The organism is Roseateles sp. P5_E4, assembly GCF_054049255.1.
Genome location: NZ_JBFUMS010000003.1, coordinates 188134 through 209425 on the forward strand (window position 1 = coordinate 188134; position 21292 = coordinate 209425).

At 66.3% G+C, this 21292-nt stretch carries 22 protein-coding genes; 2 read left to right on the plus strand and 20 right to left on the minus strand.

Annotated features, from left to right (window positions below):
- Positions 1 to 126: 126 nt before the first annotated feature.
- A complete protein-coding gene (gene ppsR, locus ACXJLH_RS07885; protein ID WP_457349723.1) occupies positions 127 to 948 on the plus strand; it encodes a posphoenolpyruvate synthetase regulatory kinase/phosphorylase PpsR in 822 nt (273 codons plus the stop codon).
- Complete coding sequence (locus ACXJLH_RS07890) at positions 948 to 1832, plus strand: EamA family transporter (RefSeq protein ID WP_457391758.1); 885 nt, start codon at positions 948 to 950, stop codon at positions 1830 to 1832. The genes ppsR and ACXJLH_RS07890 overlap by 1 nt, the downstream gene beginning before the upstream one ends.
- 53 nt (positions 1833 to 1885) lie before the next feature.
- On the opposite strand, the gene ACXJLH_RS07895 is transcribed toward ACXJLH_RS07890, so the two are convergent.
- The 20 genes from ACXJLH_RS07895 to tsf all read right to left on the minus strand — a co-directional run bounded on the left by ACXJLH_RS07895 (position 1886) and on the right by tsf (position 21230).
- Positions 1886 to 2623, minus strand: coding sequence for a hypothetical protein (locus ACXJLH_RS07895; protein WP_157281644.1), 738 nt, complete (start codon positions 2621 to 2623; stop codon positions 1886 to 1888).
- A gap of 34 nt (positions 2624 to 2657) precedes the next feature.
- On the minus strand, positions 2658 to 4118 hold the full coding sequence (gene glgA, locus ACXJLH_RS07900; protein WP_056198108.1) for a glycogen synthase GlgA: 1461 nt from the start codon (positions 4116 to 4118) through the stop codon (positions 2658 to 2660).
- Positions 4115 to 5374: a glucose-1-phosphate adenylyltransferase gene (gene glgC / locus ACXJLH_RS07905; RefSeq protein WP_457443330.1), complete on the minus strand. Its 1260-nt coding sequence runs from the start codon at positions 5372 to 5374 to the stop codon at positions 4115 to 4117. The genes glgA and glgC overlap by 4 nt, the downstream gene beginning before the upstream one ends.
- Positions 5375 to 5443: 69 nt before the next feature.
- Positions 5444 to 6628 carry a DUF2325 domain-containing protein gene (locus ACXJLH_RS07910; RefSeq protein ID WP_457443332.1) on the minus strand — a complete coding sequence of 395 codons (1185 nt, stop codon included), beginning with the start codon at positions 6626 to 6628 and terminating at the stop codon, positions 5444 to 5446.
- 66 nt (positions 6629 to 6694) lie between these two features.
- Entirely contained in the window at positions 6695 to 6883 is a 189-nt protein-coding gene (hemP, locus tag ACXJLH_RS07915) for a hemin uptake protein HemP (RefSeq protein WP_056198114.1), read from the minus strand.
- Between the two features lie 94 nt (positions 6884 to 6977).
- The gene (locus tag ACXJLH_RS07920; RefSeq protein WP_056198116.1) at positions 6978 to 7748 is read right to left on the minus strand and encodes a TrmH family RNA methyltransferase; all 771 of its coding nucleotides are present in this window, start codon (positions 7746 to 7748) and stop codon (positions 6978 to 6980) included.
- Entirely contained in the window at positions 7745 to 8386 is a 642-nt protein-coding gene (gene rnhB / locus ACXJLH_RS07925) for a ribonuclease HII (RefSeq protein WP_056198118.1), read from the minus strand. The genes ACXJLH_RS07920 and rnhB overlap by 4 nt, the downstream gene beginning before the upstream one ends.
- The gene (gene lpxB, locus ACXJLH_RS07930; RefSeq protein WP_056198120.1) at positions 8358 to 9482 is read right to left on the minus strand and encodes a lipid-A-disaccharide synthase; all 1125 of its coding nucleotides are present in this window, start codon (positions 9480 to 9482) and stop codon (positions 8358 to 8360) included. Before lpxB ends, rnhB begins: the two co-directional genes overlap by 29 nt.
- A gap of 4 nt (positions 9483 to 9486) precedes the next feature.
- A complete protein-coding gene (gene lpxA / locus ACXJLH_RS07935) occupies positions 9487 to 10275 on the minus strand; it encodes an acyl-ACP--UDP-N-acetylglucosamine O-acyltransferase (protein ID WP_056198122.1) in 789 nt (262 codons plus the stop codon).
- Positions 10276 to 10286: 11 nt separating this feature from the next.
- Positions 10287 to 10781, minus strand: a complete 495-nt coding sequence (gene fabZ / locus ACXJLH_RS07940) for a 3-hydroxyacyl-ACP dehydratase FabZ (RefSeq protein WP_457443335.1) — start codon at positions 10779 to 10781, stop codon at positions 10287 to 10289.
- On the minus strand, positions 10782 to 11810 hold the full coding sequence (gene lpxD / locus ACXJLH_RS07945; RefSeq protein WP_457443337.1) for a UDP-3-O-(3-hydroxymyristoyl)glucosamine N-acyltransferase: 1029 nt from the start codon (positions 11808 to 11810) through the stop codon (positions 10782 to 10784).
- A 12-nt stretch (positions 11811 to 11822) separates the two neighbouring features.
- Positions 11823 to 12329: an OmpH family outer membrane protein gene (locus ACXJLH_RS07950; protein ID WP_394326333.1), complete on the minus strand. Its 507-nt coding sequence runs from the start codon at positions 12327 to 12329 to the stop codon at positions 11823 to 11825.
- Positions 12330 to 12331: 2 nt separating this feature from the next.
- Positions 12332 to 14689: an outer membrane protein assembly factor BamA gene (gene bamA / locus ACXJLH_RS07955; RefSeq protein WP_056198129.1), complete on the minus strand. Its 2358-nt coding sequence runs from the start codon at positions 14687 to 14689 to the stop codon at positions 12332 to 12334.
- A gap of 15 nt (positions 14690 to 14704) precedes the next feature.
- The gene (gene rseP / locus ACXJLH_RS07960; protein ID WP_157281757.1) at positions 14705 to 16060 is read right to left on the minus strand and encodes an RIP metalloprotease RseP; all 1356 of its coding nucleotides are present in this window, start codon (positions 16058 to 16060) and stop codon (positions 14705 to 14707) included.
- A 2-nt stretch (positions 16061 to 16062) separates the two neighbouring features.
- On the minus strand, positions 16063 to 17232 hold the full coding sequence (ispC, locus tag ACXJLH_RS07965; protein WP_457443339.1) for a 1-deoxy-D-xylulose-5-phosphate reductoisomerase: 1170 nt from the start codon (positions 17230 to 17232) through the stop codon (positions 16063 to 16065).
- Positions 17229 to 18065, minus strand: a complete 837-nt coding sequence (locus tag ACXJLH_RS07970; protein WP_457391768.1) for a phosphatidate cytidylyltransferase — start codon at positions 18063 to 18065, stop codon at positions 17229 to 17231. Before ACXJLH_RS07970 ends, ispC begins: the two co-directional genes overlap by 4 nt.
- A gap of 106 nt (positions 18066 to 18171) precedes the next feature.
- On the minus strand, positions 18172 to 18885 hold the full coding sequence (gene uppS / locus ACXJLH_RS07975; protein WP_056198138.1) for a polyprenyl diphosphate synthase: 714 nt from the start codon (positions 18883 to 18885) through the stop codon (positions 18172 to 18174).
- 11 nt (positions 18886 to 18896) lie between these two features.
- Positions 18897 to 19457 carry a ribosome recycling factor gene (gene frr, locus ACXJLH_RS07980; protein ID WP_056198140.1) on the minus strand — a complete coding sequence of 187 codons (561 nt, stop codon included), beginning with the start codon at positions 19455 to 19457 and terminating at the stop codon, positions 18897 to 18899.
- Between the two features lie 75 nt (positions 19458 to 19532).
- On the minus strand, positions 19533 to 20243 hold the full coding sequence (gene pyrH / locus ACXJLH_RS07985; protein ID WP_056198141.1) for a UMP kinase: 711 nt from the start codon (positions 20241 to 20243) through the stop codon (positions 19533 to 19535).
- Between the two features lie 93 nt (positions 20244 to 20336).
- Complete coding sequence (gene tsf / locus ACXJLH_RS07990; RefSeq protein WP_056198143.1) at positions 20337 to 21230, minus strand: translation elongation factor Ts; 894 nt, start codon at positions 21228 to 21230, stop codon at positions 20337 to 20339.
- Positions 21231 to 21292: the final 62 nt, after the last annotated feature.

Here is a 21292-nt window from a genome sequence, read left to right on the forward strand (position 1 = left end):
CGACGAAGCCACCGCACAGGAGATCAATCGCACGACCTGGAAGATGTGATCCATGTGTCCGAGGTTGCAGGGCGAAAGCAGGGTGCTGGCTATCATGGCCGCGCCGTAACTCGATGGAATGCCGCCATGACCGCCAGAACCGTTTACTTCGTCTCTGACGGCACCGGCATCACCGCTGAGACCTTCGGCAATTCCATCCTCGCCCAGTTCTCGATCAAGGCCCGCCATGTGCGCCGGCCGTTCGTCGACTCGGCCGAGAAGGCGCACGCCGTCGTCGCTGAGATCAATGAAGTCGCCGTGCGCGAGGCCCAGCGGCCCATCGTCTTCGCGACGCTGGTGGACCGCGACGTGCTCAAGATCGTGCGCGAGCATTGCCAGGGCCGCGTCATGGACATGTTCGGCACCTTCATCGAGCCGCTGGAAGACGAGTTCGGCATCAAGAGCAACCACCGCGTGGGTCGCTTCTCAGACGTGGCCGAAAGCAAGGAATACCACGACCGCATCGAGGCCATCAACTTCTCGCTGGCCCACGACGACGGCCAGTCGGCGCGCAACCTCGACGTGGCCGACGTCATCCTCGTCGGCGTGTCGCGCTCGGGCAAGACGCCGACTTCGCTGTACCTGGCCATGCAGCATGGCATCAAGGCCGCCAACTACCCGCTGATCCCCGAGGACTTCGAGCGCCGCAAGCTGCCCGCACCGCTGCTGCCGCACAAGCGCAAGTGCTTCGGCCTGACCATCGACCCCGAGCGCCTCTCGTCCATCCGCAACGAGCGCCGTCCCGGCAGCAAATATGCCGACGTACTGAACTGCCGCTACGAGGTCAACGAGGCCGAGGCCATGATGAAACGCGACGGCATCTCCTGGCTGTCGTCCACGCACAAGTCCATCGAAGAGATCGCGACGACCATCCTGCGCGACATCCGCCCGGACAGGCTGATGTACTGATGCCGCTCCACGCGCTCGCGCTGGTCCTCACCGCCGCCCTTCTCCACGCTGTCTGGAACCTCGCCGCCAAGAAGTGGGGCGGGGGCACGCATTTCGTCTTCAGCTGTGCGCTCGGTGTGGTGGTGCTGTGGCTGCCTGCTGTGCTCTGGGTCGGCCTGGATGAGCTGCCGCACTGGTCACTGCTGGCCTGGGGTTTTGTCGCCGCCAGCGCCGTGGTCCACCTGGGCTACTTCAACTGCCTCATCGCTGGCTACCGGGCCAGCGACCTCACCGTCGTCTACCCGGTCGCACGCGGCAGCGGCCCTTTCCTGTCGGCGCTTGCGGCCGTCGTGTTGCTGGGTGAGCACCTGGGCGTCTATGGCGCGCTGGGCCTGGCCGGCGTCGTCGGCGGCATCCTGCTGATCACCATGGGGCCGCGCCTGATCGGCCGCGGTGTGGACCACGATGCCGAGGCAGCCATGCGCCGCCGCCGCGGCGTCTATTGGGGCGCCGCCACCGGCACGCTGATCGCCGGCTACACGGTGCTGGACGGTTATGCCGTCAAGGTGCTGGCCGTGTCGCCGCTGATGCTGGACTACTTCGGCAATGTGCTGCGCGTGCCGCTGCAACTGCCGACGCTGCTGCGCAACCCGCAGAGCTTCTGGCCGGAGCTGCGCCGCTCATGGCGCGGCGTGCTTGCCGTCGCAGGCCTGGGGCCGCTGGCCTACATCCTGGTGCTGATGGCCATGCGCGAGGCGCCGCTGTCACGCGTAGCGCCAGCGCGCGAGGTGTCTATGCTGTTTGCGGCACTGCTGGGCGGGCAGTTGTTGGGCGAAGGCGAACGAGGCTGGCGTATCGCCGGCGCCGCGCTGATTGGGGTTGGAGTCATCGCGCTGGCCATTTGACGGTAGGAATGGCTGCATCGTGACACGCCGCGCCATGGCACCTCGCGACCACGTCAAACCTCTGCCAGTTGAGGCGCGCAAGGATAGGACGGGTGCGCCTCGACCTCGGGCCTGAAAGCGTCGTCAGGCGGAAGCGGGCGCCAGATGTTCAGAAAGGCCAGGTTGAGCATCGTCGTCAGCCCGACGTATGTAAAAACTGGATCGAAGCCTTCGGGACCCAGTGATTTGGCGCATTGCCAGGACCAGGCCTTCCAAACGGCCTTCCCTGCAGTTTTGGCAGGCAAACGAATACCGCGCACTTTCAGGTAGGCCATCCAATCCATATGCACGCCACCGGAAAGCGCTCTCTCACGCTCACGCTCATACAACAAGCGTTCGAAGCCCGCTCCGTACGACGCATTGACGCCTCGCTCGATGAGGGCGAGGCGCACAAAGTAGTGATCGTTCTTGGGCGTGAACCGCGAGGCCGGATGCAGGTGATCCACCTGCAGGTTGTGCGGGATGCCGTCATCGCCGATTCCGCCCCACTCGGACAGGAAAAGCCGGAAGGCCTTTCGATACCCGCGATATCGCGATCGCACCCACAACTCCGGTTGCATATTGGGCTTCCGAATCACGACGCAAGATGTCGGCTTGATGCCTGGAAGATGTGCAGCCGTCCAGCCATAGGACTCACAGTGCTCAAGCAGCCGTGTCCTCGTCGTGGCGATCAAGCAGGTGACGCTCCCGTCCCTGAAATCACCGGTCATTGAGTCGAGTTGGTGCCCGAGAAACAGGGACAGGCCTCGCATGAAGTCGCTTGTCTGTGCGCAGTCCAGTTTCACATCAATGACCCAGCACACCGCGATACACATCCGCATACCGTTGCGCGGCGGCGTTCCAGTCAAAGTGCTGTCGCATCGCCGCCAAGCGCACGCGACCCCAGCACTCTTGCCGGCTCCACAGCGCAAAGGCACGGCGCAGCGCGCGACGGTAGGCGTCGGCCGTGAAGGCGTTGAAGACAAAGCCCGTGGCGGCGCCGGCATCGAGGTCTTCCAGCGTGCAGTCGACCACCGTGTCGGCCAGCCCACCGACGCGGTGCACCAACGGCAGCGTGCCATAGCTCAGGCCATAGAGTTGGGTGAGGCCACAAGGTTCGAAGCGGCTGGGCACCAGCATCACATCGCTGCCGGCATAGATGCGGTGTGCCAGCCCTTCATCCATGCCGATGCGGCGGGCGATTTGGCCCGGGTGCCTGGCGGCGGCTTCGCCAAACGCTGCTTCAAGGCGGGCGTCGCCGCTGCCAAGAATGACAAGCTGCCCACCCGCGTCGATCAGGTCGTTCAGCGCCTCGATCACCAGAGGCAGACCCTTCTGCTCGGTCAGGCGGCTGACTACGCCGAACAACGGCGCCTGCGCCTTCACATCCAGCCCACATTCGCGCTGCAGCGCGGCCTTGCAGACGGCCTTGTCTTCGGCGCTGTCGACGTCATAGGCTCGGGCGATGCTGCGGTCGTGGGCGGGCGACCACACGCCGTAGTCGACGCCATTCAGGATGCCGTGCAACACCTCGGCGCGATGGCGCAGCAGGCCGTCCAGACCACAGCCCTGCTCGGGCGTCTGGATCTCGCGTGCATAGCTCGGGCTGACCGTGGTGATCGCGTCCGCGAAATGCAGGCCGGCCTTCATGAAGCTGACCTGGCCATAGAACTCCACGCCCTCGACCGCGTAGTGTTGGGGTGGCAAGCCGAGATCGCAGAAATGGTCGGCCGGGAACAGGCCCTGGTAGGCCAGGTTGTGCACGGTAAAGACCGTCCGCGCCTCGGTGCGGCGGCGCGAGCGGCTGGCGGCGATGTGGGCGCAGGCAAGGCCCGCGTGCCAGTCATGGGCGTGCACGATCTGCGGACGCCAGGCGGCATCCACGCCCTCGGCAAGACGGGCAGCCGCCAGGCCCAGCAGCGCGAAGCGACGGTGGTTGTCCGCGTATGCGACGCCGCTCTCATCCGCGTAAGGGTTGCCGGGCCGGTCGAAAAGACCAGGAGCGTCCAGCACGTAGACGGGCATGTCGAAGCCCGGCAGCCGCCCGCGCAGCAGCGCCGCCCTTCCTTCGCTCCATGGCAGTGCGACGGGAACGACGGCGCATTCCAAGGTCAACGAATCGCGGATGGCCGGGAACCCCGGCACCAGCAGCCGTGGCTCGGCACCCGCTGCAGCGAGCGCCGCGGGCAGCGCACCAGCCACGTCGGCCAGCCCGCCGGTCTTCAACAGCGGGAACAGCTCCGCGCTGACCTGTAAGACTCTGGTCACAGCCTGGCCAGCATCTGCTTGGTGATCAGCACGACGCCGTTTTCCGTGCGCTCGAAGCGTTCGGCATCCAGCACCGCGTCCTCGCCGACGACGAGGCCATCGGGGATCTCGCAACCGCGATCGACGATGACCTTGGTCAGCCGGCAATGCCGCCCGATCTCGACGCCGGGCAGCAGCACGCACTGGTGGATGTTGCAGAAGGAGCGGATGCGCACGTTGTTGAACAGCACCGACTGCACGACATGCGAGCCCGACACGATGCAGCCCGCGCTGACGATGGTGTTGACCGTCATGCCGTGCATGCCGTTGTGGTCGGGAATGAACTTGGCCGGAGGCAGCTGGCGCTGGTAGGTCCAGATCGGCCAGTCGGTGTCGTAGATGTCGAGCTCGGGGCTGATGGAGGCCAGGTCGAGGTTGGCGGCCCAGAAGGCGTCCAGCGTGCCGACGTCGCGCCAGTAGGGCGTGGCACCGTTGGGATTCATGATGCAGCTCATGCCGAAGGGGTGAGCCACGGCGCGGTTCTCGGTAACGACCTTGGGAATCACGTCCTTGCCAAAGTCATGGCTGGAGGTGGGGTCGGCCAGGTCTTCGGCCAGAAGCCGGTACAGGTAGTCGGCGTTGAAGATGTAGATGCCCATGCTGGCCAGGCAGACGCCATCGCGGCCCGGGATGCAGGGCGGGTCGGCGGGCTTTTCCTTGAAGGCCGTGATGCGACGCTCGTCGTCCACGGCCATCACGCCGAAGGCACTCGCCTCGCCCTTGGGCACCTCGATGCAGCCCACGGTGCAACCCGCCCCTGTGGCGACATGGTCCACCAGCATGCTGGAGTAGTCCATCTTGTAGATGTGGTCGCCCGCCAGCACGACGATGTAGTCCGCGCCGGTGCTCTGCACGATGTCCAGATTCTGGAATACCGCATCGGCCGTGCCGCGGTACCAGCTCTCATCGTCGGTGCGCTGCTGGGCCGGCATCAGGTCGACCGTCTCGTTGAGCTCGGCGCGCAGGAAGCTCCAGCCACGCTGGATGTGGCGCAGCAGCGAATGGCTTTTGTACTGCGTGACGACACCGATGCGACGGATGCCGCTGTTGACACAGTTGCTCAGCGCGAAATCGATGATGCGGAACTTGCCGCCGAAGTAGACGGCCGGCTTGGCGCGCGAATCAGTCAACTGCTTGAGCCGCGAGCCGCGGCCACCGGCCAGGACGAGGGCGATGGCGCGGCGCGCGAGCTGGTGGGGCGAGGCGACGGGGGGCATTGACAGTCTCCGGCTGCAAACAATTGCAGTTTGCGGCAGGCAGTTTGCCCGCCCGCTGGGGGCTTCCCCTCAGACCGCCGTATTTGCCCCTTCTTCGGCCGCCGCCAGGGCCAGCGCGCGCTCAAACGCGCTGCGGCTGGGCGTCTCGACGAAGACGCAACGCTTGCCGTGCCGCTTGCAATGGTCCTTCACGCGCCAATAGGCGTCATGGCTGATGCAACCCGTCTGGCAGATGACGAGATCGGCCGCGGCGAGCTGGGGCTCCAGCTGGGCTGGCTTGTGCTCGCTGCCGCCGTCGTGGTGAAGAAACTGCGCGCCACAGCCCTCCACGGCCTGACGGTACTGGGGCACGCTGCCGCTGCGGCCACCGACGCAGAGCACGACCCGGTGCTCCAGCTTCACGGTCTCAACGCGGACCTCTTGTTCGACCCATGCGGCGGCGGGTTCGGCGGCATCCGCCACCGCCGGTGTGCGCGACGCGAGTCGGTTGACCTCGCGTTGCAGCGCCAGGTTGCGCTCCAACTGTTCGGCCAGGCGCTCGCGCAGGGCCTCGCGTTCGGGCAGATCGGGGCGCGCGGCCTGCCAATGCTGCAGTTGCCCCTGCGCCTGGGCGAGTTGGGTCTGCAGGCTGATCTGCGTGGCGCGGAACTGCATGCGCTCCTGCTCCCAGGCCTGCTGCTCGCGGGCGCGCTCCAGGCTCCAACCAGTCACGCGCTGCTGCACCTCGGCGTAATCGCGCGCCAGCGCCTGATGTTCGGCAGACAGCTCACGGTGGGCAGCCAAGTCCATGCGCTGCGCGGCGCCGACCTGGTGCTGCAGCATGTGCACCTGGCCCAGCACGCGCATCTCCAGCCATTCGTCGCACCGTGCGTGCGTCAGCGTGGCCCACAGCGCGCCGGCAATTTCGCCCTGGACGGCGCGGTTGCGCCACCAGCTCATCAGGCTTTCGCGGCATTTGGCCTGGGCGGCGTTGCGCACGTCGAGCGCGAAGCGCTGCTCCAGATCCTTTTGCAACGACTCGGACACCGCGTTGCGGCGCGCGGCTGCAGTGACGAGCCTGCAATGCAGCGTGTAGTCGTCCTCGTCGCCCTGCAGCACCAGTAGCTTCCTGGCCAGGATGCGCACGCGTTCCAGCGGCACGCAGACGCCGATGACGGGGCAGTGGGCATGGCTGCCCAGCTCCCACAGGCGGCGCCGGCGCGAGCCGGTGAGGGAGGGGAGCGCGGCATGCACAGCGCAGCAGGTGTCGGCCATTCGGGAGTCTCCAGGGGAGAAGCGCGGGCGGGCGACGGCTGGCTGGCGCGGTATGACGAGCGAGGGCTATTTGGTCAGGATCAACTTGCCCTGGGACGTGATGCGCAGGCGGTAGACCTGCTGTTGATGCACGATGAAGACTTCGCCCATGGGGCCGAGCAGCGTGGCGCTGTCGATCTGGCGGGCCTGGCCTCTGCCCAGGATCACAGCTTCCGGCTGTGCCGCAGGCTTTGGCGGATAGGAATCAGTGAGCATCAAGTCACTGTAATGAGAATCATTCTCGATTGCAAGCGGCAATCGAGGGGTCAGCCCAGTGGCTCCCGGCACAAGGCAAAGCTTCCGCGCGTTCTCAGCCCTTCTGCCGTTCGCTCTCGTACAAGCAGATCGCCGCCGCCGCCGCCACATTGAGCGACTCTTCACCGCCTGGCTGCGGGATGCCCACGGTCAGCGCGCAGCGGGCCATCAGCTCGGGCGACACGCCCTGGCCTTCGTGGCCCATGACCCAGGCACAAGGCGAGGGCAAGGCGACGCGATGCAGCACATGCTCGGTGTGGGAACTGGTCGCGATCATGGGCACATGCAGCGCCGCGAGGTCATCGGCCGCCAGGCCTTCAACGAGGCGCAGGCCGAAATGGGCGCCCTGCCCTGCGCGCACGACCTTGGGCGACCACAGCGCCGCAGTGCCTTTGAGGGCCAGCACCTGGCGCACGCCAAAGGCCGCCGCGCTGCGCAGGATGGCGCCGACGTTGCCGGCGTCCTGCAGGCGGTCCAGCACCACGCTGGCGGCATTGGCGTCGATCTGGGAGGCCGCGGGCAGCGTCAGCTCGGCGCCGATCTGCGCCGGCGATTCCAGGCCGCTCAGGCCCTTGAACAGCGCCACCGGCACGACCAGAGCGCGCGGTGCGGATTCGGCCAACGCGGCCAGGGCAGCCTCCTGCATCGCTGTTTCCGTCAGCACGACCAGGGCCGGCTGCCAGCCGCGTTGCAGGGCCGCACGCAGCAGGTGGTCGCCCTCGATCCAGACGCTGCCGGTCTTGCGGTAGCCATTGGCGTCCGCCGTCAGCTTTCGCAGCCGAACCAGCGCCGGGTTGTCGCGCGAGGTGATGTGGTCCAGCTTCATGCCAGCGGATTGATCGTCACGTCAATGCAGACCTCGCGCACCGGCGCGAAGCTGCGGCGGTGCCAAGGGCTGGCGCCGTGCGCCTTCAGTGCCGCCAGGTGCTCCGGCGTGCCATAGCCCTTGTGCGCGGCGAAGCCGTATTGCGGGTGGCTGGCATGCATCTGCTCGCAAAAGAGGTCCCGCGCCACCTTGGCGAGGATGCTTGCAGCCGAGATGGCCTGCACGGTGGCGTCGCCCTGCACGATGGCCTCTGCCGGTACGGCCAGCACCGGCAACCGGTTGCCGTCGATGCGCACAAGCGCTGGCTTGAGCCGCAGGCCCGTCACCGCGCGCTGCATCGCCAGCATCGTGGCCTGCAGGATGTTGATGCGGTCGATCTCTTCGTGCGTCGCATGCGCGATGCAGCAGCACAGCGCCTTGGCACGGATCTCGTCGTACAGCCGCGCGCGCTTGGCCGGTGTCAGCACCTTGGAGTCGGCCAGGCCCTTGATGGGCTGCAGGTCGTCCAGAATGACGGCCGCCGCGAACACCGGGCCCGCGAGCGGCCCGCGTCCGGCCTCGTCCACGCCGGCGACGAGGCCGGGCGGTGTCCAGTCGAGGGACACCTGTTCAGGCTTGGATGAGCGTCGCGATGGCATCGCTGGCACGCTGCGCGGTGTCTTGCCGCAGCAGCTCGTGAAGTTGGACAAAGCGCTCGTGCAGGGCGGCACGGCGCGCTGCATCGGCAAGCAGGCCTTCCGCCTCCCGCGCCAGGTTGTCGGGTGTGCAGGCGTCCTGGATCAATTCAGGCACCAGGAACTCGCGCGCCAGGATGTTGGGCAGGCCCACCCAGGGCTGCAGGCCGCGGCCCTTCATGCGCCACCAGTTCAGCGCGTTCATGCGGTAGGCGATGACCATGGGACGCTTGAACAGGGCCGCCTCCAGCGTGGCGGTGCCGCTGGCCAGCAGCGTCAGGTCGCAGGCCGCCAGGGCCGTGTGGGACTGGCCGTCGATGAGCTGGATGTCGACCCCCGTCAGCATGGGCTCGATGAGACCGCGCAGGCCCGGCACGACGGGCATGACAAAGCGGCGGCCGGGCCCGGCGAGCAGCTTCGCCGCACCGATCAGCGCCGGCGCAATGTAGTTGATCTCGCTCTTGCGACTACCAGGCAGCAGGGCAATGACGGTGTCGGCTTCGGCCAGGTCCAGCGCCTCACGCGCTGCGGCGCGTGGTGGCTCCATCGGAATCGCATCCGCCAAAGGATGGCCCACGTAGGTTGCGCCGATGCCAGCCTTGTGCAGGATCTCAGGCTCGAAGGGGAAAAGGCACAGCACGTGATCGGCCGCCGCCTTGATCTTCACGACCCGCTCCGGCCGCCAGGCCCAGATGGACGGGCAGACGAAGTGGACCGTCTTGATGCCGGCCTCGCGCAGCCGCGTTTCCAGGCCGAAGTTGAAGTCGGGCGCGTCAACGCCGATAAAGACATCGGGCCGGTTCGAGATGAGGCGTATGCCCAGTTGTTTGCGGATGGACAGCAGCTCGCGGATGTTCAGCAGCGCGTCGACATAGCCAAAGATGGAGAGCTTGCTGTGCGGCCACCAGGTCTCGAAGCCCTGGGCGATCATCTTCGGCCCACCGATGCCCTGCGCTGTCAGCGCCGGCCAGCGGGCACGCAGACCCTGCAGCAGCAGGCCGGCCAGCAGATCACCGCTGGCCTCGCCGGCCACCATGCCGAGGCGGGGCGCGGTCTGCATTGGGCTACCGAACAATGCCGCGCGTGGAGGCGGCGAGGAAGTTCAGCATCAGGTCGATGTCACCATCTGCCGCGCCCGCTTCCGTGCCACGCAGCGCTGCAATGCCGGCCTTGGCCTCATCCAGCGTGTGGCCGCTGCGGTAGAGCAGCTTGTAGATCTGGCGGATGACGCCGATGCGCTCGCTGCTGAAGTCGCGCCGCTTCAGGCCGACGATGTTGACCGCACGCGCCGCGAGCGGATTGCCGTCCACGGTCATGAAGGGCGGCACGTCCTGGGCCACATGGGCCTGGAAGCCGATCATGGCGTGGTCGCCGATGCGCATGCGCTGCAGCACGCCGGTCAGGCCGCCAATGGTGACCCAGTCGCCCACCTGTACATGGCCCGCAAGCGTGGCGTTATTGGCCAGCACGCACTCGTTGCCGACGACGACGTCATGGGCCAGGTGGCAGTAGGCCATGATCCAGTTGTCGTTGCCGACCGTCGTCTCGCCGCGGTCCTGCACGGTGCCGATGTTCAGCGTGCAGAACTCGCGCACCGTGTTGCGGTCGCCGATGACCAGCTTCGTCGGCTCGCCCGCGTACTTCTTGTCCTGGTTGGCAGCACCGATGGAGCTGAACTGGAAGAAGGTGTTGTCGCGGCCGATGGTCGTGTGGCCTTCGATGACGACATGCGGGCCGACCTTGGTGCCGGCGCCGATCTTCACGTGCGGGCCGATCAGCGAATAGGCACCGACCTCGACCGACGAGTCCAACTCGGCGGCGGGGTCGACGATGGCGGTGGGGTGGATGGCCATCGTTGAAAGGCTCAGGCTTCGATGCGGCGCATGGTGCACATCAGTTCAGCTTCGGCGGCCAACTGCCCGCCCACCAGAGCACGGGCATTGAACTTGTAGATGCCGGCCTTGGCGCGGCCCAGCGTCACTTCCAGCACCAGCTGGTCGCCTGGCTCCACCGGGCGCTTGAAGCGGGCGCCGTCGATACCGGCGAAGTAGACGACCGACTTCTCGTCCAGCACGATGCCCACGGTCTCGATGGCCAGCAGCGTCGCGGCCTGGGCCAGCGCTTCCAGCACCAACACGCCCGGCATGACCGGGCGGTGCGGGAAGTGCCCGAGGAAGAAGGGCTCGTTGATCGAGACGTTCTTGATGGCGCGGATGCGCTCGCCCTTGATCAGCTCGACGACGCGGTCCACCAGCAGGATGGGGTAGCGGTGCGGCAGGCGCTTGAGGATTTCGTGGATGTCCATCGTCGTCGGGACGATGGCCTGAGTCTGGGTCGAGGTCTGGGTCGGTTCGTTCATTTATTTCTTCTCCAGCGCGCGCACGCGCTCGCGCAGGGTGCTGAGCTGTCGCAAGGTGGCCGCGTTCTTCTGCCAGCTCGAATTCTCTTCGAAGGGATAGGGGCCGCTGTAGACGCCCGGCTCGGTGATGCTGCGGGTGACGGTGGTGGCGGCGGAGATGTGCACGCCGTCGACGATGGTCAGGTGGCCGATGATGTTGGCCGCGCCGCCAATGGTGCAGTTGGCACCGATCTTTGTCGAGCCGGCAACGGCCGAACAGCCGGCCATGGCCGTGTTGCGACCGATGTGCACGTTGTGGGCGATCTGGATCAGGTTGTCGAGCTTGACGCCGTCTTCGATGACGGTGTCGGCCAGCGCGCCGCGGTCGATGCAGGTGTTGGCGCCGATCTCGACGTCATCGCCGATGGCGACATTGCCGAGCTGCTCGATCTTCACGTAGCCGCTCTTGCTGGGCGCGAAGCCGAAACCGTCGGCGCCGATGACCACGCCGCCGTGCACGAGGCCACGCACGCCGATCCGGCAGCCATAGCCCAGCACGACGCGCGGCGCCAGCCGTGTGTGCGCGCCCACGACCGCCTCGCGCTCGACGACGCAGTGAGCGCCGATGCGGGCGTGGTCGCCGATGACGGCACCAGCCTCGATGACGGCCAGCGGACCGATCTCGACGCCCTGCCCCAGCTTTGCATCGGGTGACACCACGGCGCTGGCGTGCACGCCGGCCTTCGGGGCCGGGCGCGTGCGCGCTGCCCACCACTGCGTCAGCCGCGCAAAGTACTGATAGGGATCGGGCGTAACGATGGCCGCGCCACGCGCTGACGCCACCTCGGCAAAAGCCGGCGCAACGATGACGCAGGCGGCCGCCGTGGTGGCCAGCTGGGCCTGGTAACGCGGGTTGGCGAGGAAGCTGATGCTCGTGTCGTCAGCCTCGTCAAGCGGCGCGATACGCGTGATGCGCATGTCGGGCCCACCAAGCAAATCGCCGCCCAAGGCGGCGATCAACTCGGAGAGCGCGACGGTCGTCGAGCTCATGGAACTGGCGACTTACTTCTGCGCGTTCAGCGCGTCGATCACCTTCTTGGTGATGTCGACACGCGCGCTGAAGTGGATCGCGTCCTGCAGGATGAGGTCGTACTTCTCGGCATCGAAGATCTGCTTGATGACCTTGTTGGCGCGCTCGACCACGGCCGACAGCTCCTCGTTCTTGCGTTGGGTCAGGTCTTCCTGCCACTCGCGGCGCTTGCGCTGCAAGTCACGCTCCTGCTCGACGATGTCGCGCTGGCGGCGGTTGCGCTCAGCTTCGGACAGCGTGGGCGCGTCCTTTTCCAGCTTCTCGGCAGCGCCACGCAGCTTGGTCTCCAGATCGCGCAGGTCTTTCTCGCGCTTGCCAAACTCAGTCTCCAGCTTGACCTGGGCTGCCTTGGCCAAGTTGGCCTCGCGCAGCACGCGCTCGCTGTTGACGTAGCCGATCTTCAGTTCCTGGGCTTGCACCACCGTGGTGGCCACCATCATCGATGCGGCCAGGGCCATCGATTGCAAGAGCTTGCTCATCATCAGAATGCAGTCCCGATCTGGAATTGGAATTTTTCGATTCTATCCGTCCGCGCCTTGCGAACGGGCTTGCCGTAACTCAGCCGCAGCGGGCCCATCGGCGAAATCCAGGACAGGCCGATACCGGCGGACATGCGCAGCATGTCGCGGCCCTCATTGTCCTTGCCGTTGGTCAGCGTGTTCCAGTTGAGCTTGGCGTCCGGCCCCCAGACACCACCGAGGTCAGCGAAGCCGAAGATGCGGAAGCTCTTGTCGTTGCCGCTGCCGGGCACCGGCAGGTAGAGCTCGGCATTGGTGTTGAAGCGCCGGTTGCCGCCGATGTAGGAGCCGGTCGGGTCCACAGGGCCCAGCGAGCCGGCCTCGAAGACGCGCACGGAGCCCAGGCCACCGCCGTAGAAGTTCTTGAAGATGGGATAGGGCTTGCCGCCCAGGCCCACGCCCCAACCCAGTTCGCTGTTGATGCCCAGCGTGATCTTGTTCGTGACCTCGAAATACTGCTGGTACTGCAGGTTGATACGCGCGAACCGGGCGTCGCCGATGGCGCTGGTCTCGACGTTGACGCGCTGGTACTTGCCCTTGAGCGGAGAGATGACGCTGTCGCGGCTGTCACGCTGCCAGCCGATGGTGAATGGGATGGAATTGCTGCGCTGGCCGAACTGGTTGACGAACAGCAGATAGCTGTTGGGCAGACCCTTGGACGTCGTGATGTCGGTCTGCTCGTAGCCAAGGCCAAAGAAGACGGTGTCGATTTCCGAGAAGGGCACGCCAAAGCGGATGGCACCGCCCTTGGTGACGTACTGGTATTCCTCGCCCAGCGTGTTGATCGGGCGCGTGGTCCTATAGAACACATCGAGCGAGCGCGACACACCGTCGACCGTGAAGTAGGGGTCGACCGTGCTGACCTGCACCTGGCGGCCCGTGCGGGCGGTGGCCAAGTCGATGCCGAGGTAGTTGCCCGAGCCGAACACGTTGTCCTGGCGGATGGAGCCGGTGAAGGACAGCTTGGTCTGGCTGGAGTAGCCCGCACCGACCGTGATGGCGCCGGTGGGGCGCTCGACGACGGTCAGGATGACGTCGACCTGATCCTGGGCGCCCGGCACCTCCTGGGTGTCGATGCTGACTTCCTTGTCCTTGAAGTAACCCAGGCGCTCGACGCGATCACGCGAGGACTTGATCTTCTGGCCGTCGTACCAGGCCGCCTCGAACTGGCGGAATTCGCGGCGGATGACTTCGTCACGGGTGCGCGAGTTGCCGGAGATGATGACCTTGCGCACGTAGACGCGGCGCTGCGGCTCGGCGACGAAGGTGACGACGACCTGGCCGGTCTCGCGGTTGATGTCGGGGCGGCTGTCGACGCGGGCGAAGGCATAGCCATAGGTGCCGAACAGGTCGCTGAAGGCGCGCGTGGTGTTGGCCACCGCTTCGCCCTGGTAGGCCTGGCCGGGCTTGAGGAAGACGAGGTGCTTGAAGTCCTCCTCGCGGCCCAGGTAATCACCCTCGAGCTTGACGCCCGTGACGGTGTAGGGCTGGCCTTCGCTGACCGTGATGGCGATGCTGATGCTCTGCTTGTCCGGCGAGATCGTCACCTGCGTGGAGGTGACGGCGAACTCCAGGTAGCCGCGGTTCAGGTAATAGCTGCGGATGGTTTCCAGGTCCGCGTTCAGCTTGGCCCGCGAATAGCGGTCGGTCTTGGTGTACCAGGTCAACCAGCCGGTAGTGGTCTGCTCGAGCAGGCCCATCAACGTGCTTTCGGAGAACACCTTGGAGCCCAGAATCCGGATCTCGGCGATCTTGGCCGGCTCGCCCTCCGTCACATTGAAGCTGACGTTGACGCGGTTGCGCTCGATGGGCGTGATCGTCGTCGTGACCTCGGCACCGTAGAGGCTGCGCGTGAGGTACTGGCGCTTGAGCTCCTGCTCGGCACGGTCGGCCAAGGCCTTGTCGAAGGGCTTGCCTTCGCCGATGCCGACGTCCTTCAGCGACTTGGTCAGCGCCTCGGTGTCGAACTCCTTCAGGCCGACGAAGTTGACGTTGGCGATGATGGGCCGCTCGTCGATGATGACGACGACGGCATTGCCGTCGATGCTGATGCGCACGTCCTTGAACAGGCCCGTGGCGAACAGGGCACGCAGCGCGGCAGCGCCTTTTTCATCGTTGTAGGTGTCGCCGATGCGAAAGGGCAGCGACGCGAACACGGTGCCCGGGTCGGTCCGTTGCAGGCCTTCGACGCGGATGTCCTTCAGCACGAAGGGATCTGCCGCCCAGGCTAGCCCCGACTGGAACATCCCCGTGACAGCCAAAGCCAGCAAGCCGAGGCGGAAGGGGCGACGCTTCGCTCCCGAACTGAAAGGAAAGGACATGGGAACCGGGGAGTGTCAGTGCCAGCCCGCGAGGCGGGCGACGTCGTTGGAAAGGGCCAAGGCCATCATCAGCATCAGGATCAGCGCGCCAGCGCGCTGCAGTTGCCGTTGCCACCATTCGGAGACGGGGCGGCCACTCAAACCCTCGAAAAGATGATACATGAGGTGCCCGCCGTCGAGCATCGGCAGCGGCAGCAGGTTCAGAATCGCCAGGCCGAGCGAGATCTGCGCAAGCCGTTCCAGGTAGTAACTGGGCCCGGCCTTGGCGGCATCGCCGATCGCCTCGGCCATGGTGAGCGGCCCGCTGAGCAGCTTCAACGAGGCCTGGCCGGTCAGCATGCGGCCCAGCATCCGGACGGTGGTGACCGCCATGTCCCAGCTCTGCGTCACGCCCTGCCACAGGCCGTCGACCAACCCGTAGCTGATGCTCACGCGCTCCAGCGGCGACCCCACGCCAATGCCCAGCCGCGCCACGCGCTGGCCCGCCTCCTGCACCAGGCGCGGCGTCGTTGCCAATTCCAGCACCTGGCCGGCTCGCTCGATCCGCCATTGCATGGTGCGCGGCGTGTCGCCATCGCGCGCCAGGCGGATGGCATCGCGCAGGAAGGCAGCGTCGGGCACGGCACGGCCATCGATGGTCAGCACACGATCGCCTGCCATCAGGCCGTCCGCGGCTCCCGCGCCGCCGTCAGCCACGCGGCTGATCACCGGCTGCGAAAACGGCGTCAGGCCGATGTCCGCAATCAGCTGCGCATCCGGCGCGCGGCCCACCAGGCGCTCGGTCTCGAGGCGCACGCTGCGCGGCGAACGGCCATGGGCGTCACTGACCGACAGGTGCAGGCTTTCGCCCAGCACCTGGGCGCGCAGCATCGCCGCCTGCAGGTCGGGCAGTGACCGGACGGGCTGCCACTCTCCTTCCGTGTCGGAGGCAGCCAGCACGGTGTCACCCGCACGCAGACCAGCTCGCTCCGCCAAGGAGCCGCTGGTCGGGGTACCGAGCAAGGCCTTGGGCTGGTCGATGCCCATCCAGGCCACCACGGCGAACAGCACGATCGCCAGCAGCCAGTTGGTCAACGGCCCGGCCGCAATGATGGCGGCGCGCTGGCGCAGCGGGCGCTGATTGAAGGCCTGCTCGCGCTCGTGCGGCGCTACGGGCGCGTTGCGCTCGTCCAGCATCAGCACATACCCGCCCAGCGGGATGGCGCTGAGCGCGAACTCGGTGCCGCCGCGGCCGATACGACGCCAAAGCACCGGGCCGAAACCGATCGAGAAACGCAGCACCTTGACCCCACACGCCCGGGCCACGCGGTAGTGGCCCCATTCATGGATGGGGATCAGCACCGCCAGCGCCAGCAGGATGCCCAACGTCATCGTCACAGCAGGCTCCTGGCATGCTCTCGGGTGCGGGCGTCCAGCGCCAGCAGCGCTTCGATGCTGGCGCAATCGCCCGGCTGGATGTCGGCCAGACACTGCGAGTTGATCGCGTGGATCCGGTCAAAGCGCAGAAGGCCGTTCAGGAAGGCATCCACCGCCACTTCATTGGCCGCATTCAGCACCGTGGTGCTGCCTTCCGGCGCGCGCAGGGCCTGCCAGGACAGGTGCAAGCCGGGGAAGCGCACGGCGTCGGCCTCCTCGAAGGTGAGGTTGGGCGTCGTCAGCAAGTCCAGGCGGCTGGCACCAGACGTGATGCGCTCGGGGAAGGACAGGCCGTAGGCGATGGGCACGCGCATGTCGGGCGTGCCGAGCTGGGCCAGCACCGACTGGTCACGGCAGACCACCATCGAATGGATGATGCTCTGCGGGTGAATCAGCACTTTGATCTGTTCGGGCGTGAGGTTGAACAGCCAGCGCGCCTCGATGACCTCCAGCGCCTTGTTCATCATCGTCGCCGAGTCGACCGAGATCTTGCGGCCCATGACCCAGTTGGGATGGGCGCAGGCCTGAGCCGGCGTCACATCGGCCAACGTCTTCGGGTCGCGGCTGCGGAAGGGGCCACCGGAGGCTGTCAGCACGATGTGGTCGACGCGTTCGTGCCAGGCCGCGCGGTCCTCAGGCAGGCACTGGAAGATGGCCGAGTGCTCGCTGTCGATGGGCAGCAGCGTGGCTCCGCCCTCTTCCACCGCCTGCATGAAGAGGGCCCCGCCGACGACGATGGCCTCCTTGTTGGCCAGCAGCAGGCGCTTGCCGGCGCGCGCCGCGGCGATGGCCGGTGCCAGGCCGGCGGCGCCGACGATGGCAGCCATGACGGTATCAACTTCGGGATGGGCGGCAATGTCGGCCAGCGCCTGAGCGCCGTCCAGCACCTCGGTACGGCTGCCGGCTTCACGCAGCCGCTCGCGCAGGCGGCCAGCAGCGTCCCGCTCGGGCATGACGGCGAAACGCGGCTTCCACACCAGGCATTGGGCGAGCAACTCGTCAACTCGGCTCATCGCGCTCAACGCAACGACTTCATAGCGCTCTGGGTGGCGTGAGAGGACATCCAGCGTGTTGACGCCGATGGAGCCGGTCGAGCCGAGGACGCAGACGCGTTGGCGACGGTTCATAAGCTGATCAAGGCAAGCGCCAAGGGAAACACGGGCAGCAGCGCGTCGATGCGATCCAGCACGCCGCCGTGACCGGGCAGCAGGTTGCTGCTGTCCTTTGCGCCAGTGGCGCGCTTGACGAGCGATTCGAACAGATCGCCGACGACACTCATCGCGCCGAGGAAGACCAGAGCCAGCAACGACACCCAGCCATGGCGCTGGACCAGCAGCGTGTAGAGACTGGGCGAATCCACGGCCAGTTTCACGTCGATGACATGCACCCAGATGAAGCCGAGCAGGATGACACCAGCCAAGCCGCCCCAGACGCCTTCCCAACTCTTGCCCGGGCTGATGGCCGGCGCGAGCTTGCGCTTGCCGAAGGCGCGACCGCAGAAATAGGCGGCGATATCGGCCATCCATACGAGGCAAAACACCGACAGGATGAAGTTGATGCCATGCACTTTGGCCTGCACGATGGCCAGCCAGGCACCCCACAGCAGCACGGCGCCCAGGGCCAGCCGCGCGCCGCGCGCGATGCGCGGCCAGCCGCTCGGGCCGGCGCGCAAGGCATAGGCGCCGCCCAGCACCCACAGGAGGCTGGCCAGCGACCAGATCCAGGCCGGCGGCGCGTTCAGGCCACCGAGCAGCAGCGTCCATACGCAGGCCAGCGCCAGCGCCACACCGCCCGCGATCGCACCGGTGCCGGGCAGGCCGTTGAGCCGCGTCCATTCCCAGCCGGCCGCGCCCATCATGACGACCGTGACCCAGGCAAAGGGCCAGGGCGAAGCCTGGAAGAGCACCGGCAGCAGGACGGCCAGCAGCACGACGGCGGTGATGACGCGGGTCTTAAGCATTACGCCTCCTTCAAGGCATTGCCGAGGCGACTGCCGTGGATCCGGCTTTGCTGGGCCACTGGCAGTGCCCCCTTGAGGGGGCCGGCGAAGCCGGTACGGGGTGGGCTCATACCACCTCTTTGACACCGCCGAAGCGGCGATCGCGTTCGTGGAAGGCCGCAATGGCCGCGTCCAGTTCACGCTCGCCGAACTCGGGCCACAGGCAGTCCGAGAACACGAATTCGGTATACGCCGCCTGCCAGAGCAGGAAGTTGCTGATGCGCACCTCGCCACCGGTGCGGATGAAGAGGTCGGGGTCGGGTGCATAGCTCATGGCCATGAACTCCGACAGCTTGGCTTCGGTCAGCTCGTCAGGCTTCACACCCGCCTTGATCGCGGCCTTGCAGGCCTGCACGATGTCCCAGCGGCCGCCGTAATTGAAGGCGACATTGAGCGTCAGCTTGGTGTTGTGCAGGGTGCTGGTCTCGGCCTCGTTCCAGGCGTTGCGCAGCTTGTCAGACACGGCGTCACGGTCGCCGACGATGCGGATGCGCACGCCCATCGCACCCATCTTGGCCAGGTAGCGGCTCACCGCAGCCAGCACCAGGCCCATCAGGCCCGAGACCTCGTCGCTCGGACGCTTCCAGTTCTCGCTGGAGAAGGCGAAGACGGTGACGTATTCGATATCGCGGTCGATGCAGGCCTGGACGACCTTGACGAGGCTGTCCACGCCGGCCTTGTGGCCGAAGAAGCGCGGCAGGAAGCGCTTCTTGGCCCAGCGGCCATTGCCATCCATGACGATGGCCACATGGCGCGGCGGCGCCGGGCGGTCTTGCGCCATGAGCACGGCGCTCAAACCGCCAGGATCTCGGCTTCCTTGCCCGAGATCAGCTTGTCGATCTCCGAGATCACCCGGTCGGTGAGCTTTTGCACTTCATCGAGGCTGCGACGCTCGTCGTCCTCGCCGATTTCCTTGTCCTTGAGCATCTTCTTGGCATGCTCGTTGGCGTCACGGCGCAGGTTGCGAACGGCCACCTTGGCGTCTTCACCTGCATTGCGCACGACCTTGGTCAGGTCACGGCGGCGCTCTTCGGTCAGCGGCGGCATCGGCACGCGGATCAGGTCGCCCTGGGACGCCGGGTTCAGGCCCAGATCGCTCTCGCGGATGGCCTTCTCGATCTTGGCGCCCATGCCCTTTTCCCATGGCTGGACGGAAATGGTGCGCGCGTCCAGCAACGTCACGTTGGCCACCTGCGAGATCGGCACCATGGCGCCGTAGTAGTCGACGCTGACCTGGTCGAGGATGCCGGGGTGGGCACGGCCAGTGCGGATCTTGTGCAGGTCGTTCTTCAGGGATTCGACCGACTTGGCCATCTTGGCCTCGGCGTTCTTCTTGATGTCGGCAATGCTCATGATCGATACCTATGAATTTGCGGGACAGACCGCCCGAGCGTCAGACAGTAGCTCTGCCCCCAACTGACTAGGGTTTTAGACGTGCACCAACGTGCCTTCGTCCTCGCCCTGCACCACGCGACGCAGTGCGCCGGGCTTGAAGATGCTGAAAACCTTGATCGGCAGCTTCTGGTCGCGGCACAGCGCAAAGGCGGCGCCGTCCATGACCTGCAGATTGCGCGTGATGACCTCGTCGAAGCTGATGCGCGCATAGCGCGTGGCGGTCGGGTCCTTCTTCGGGTCGGCCGAGTAGACACCGTCGACCTTGGTGGCCTTCAGCACGATCTCGGCGCCGATTTCGGCGCCACGCAGCGCCGCAGCCGTGTCGGTTGTGAAGAAGGGGTTGCCGGTACCGGCAGCGAAGACGACGATCTTGCCCTCTTCGAGGTATTGCAGCGCCTTCGGGCGCACATAGGGCTCGACGACCTGCTCAATGGCGATGGCCGACATCACGCGGGCAGTCATGCCCTCCTGGCGCATCGTGTCGGCCAGGGCCAGCGAGTTCATGACCGTGGCGAGCATGCCCATGTAGTCGGCGGTGGCGCGGTCCATGCCGACCGAGCCGCCAGCCACGCCGCGGAAGATGTTGCCGCCGCCGATGACGACGGCCACCTCGATGCCCATCTGCGTCACTTCGCGGATTTCCTGCACCATGCGGACGATGGTCGCGCGATTGATGCCATAGGCGTCGTCACCCATCAGGGCTTCGCCGGAGAGTTTGAGCAGAATGCGCTTGTACGCGGGCATGGTGTCCTCAGGTTTGGGGGGCCTATGGTGGGCCGCAAGTTTAAAGGGCGCCAACTTGGCGCCCCTTCATTTCGTACGATTTCGCAAGCGTCTTTACTGACCCTTAGCAGCTGCCACCTGGGCAGCCACTTCGGCCGCGAAGTCGTCGACCTTCTTCTCGATGCCTTCGCCAACGACGTAGAGCGTGAAGCCCTTGACCGTGGTGTTGGCCGACTTCAGGTAGGCCGCCACGGTCTGCTTGCCGTCGGCAGCCTTCACAAAGACCTGGTCCAGCAGGCTGACTTCCTTCAGGAACTTCTGCACCGAGCCTTCGACCATCTTGGCGACGATGTCAGCGGGCTTGCCGGATTCGGCAGCCTTCTCCGTGGCAATGCGGCGCTCCTTATCGACCAGGTCGGCCGAGACTTCGGCGCTGGACAGCGCTGCCGGCTTCATGGCGGCCACGTGCATGGCAACGTCCTTGGCGGCGACGTCGTCACCCTCGAACTCGACCATCACGCCGATGCGGGTGCCGTGCAGGTAGGACGCCAGCTTGGTGCCGCTGTAGCGCCGGAAACGGCGGATCGACATGTTCTCGCCGATCTTGCCGATCAGGCCCTTGCGCACGTCTTCCACCGTCGGGCCGAAACCTTCCTGGGACAGCGGCAGCGCCGACAGCGCAGCCACATCAGCCGGGTTGGCTTCAGCAACCAGGCCGGCCAGCGCGTTCACGAAGGCCAGGAAAGCGTCGTTCTTCGAGACAAAGTCGGTCTCGCAGTTGACTTCGATCAGGGCACCATTGCCGCCGACCACGGCCGAGGCGACGATGCCTTCGGCGGTGATGCGCGAGGCAGCCTTGCCGGCCTTGTTGCCGAGCTTGACGCGCAGGATCTCTTCAGCGCGGGCCAGGTCGCCTTCGGCTTCAGTCAGCGCCTTCTTGCACTCCATCATCGGGGCGTCGGTGCGGGCACGCAGTTCGCCCACCATGCTTGCGGTGATAGCAGCCATTTCTCTTCTCCAGATTTCGGTTGGCAAAAGGGGCCTCGCGGCCCCTTTCAAATGCAGGGCGG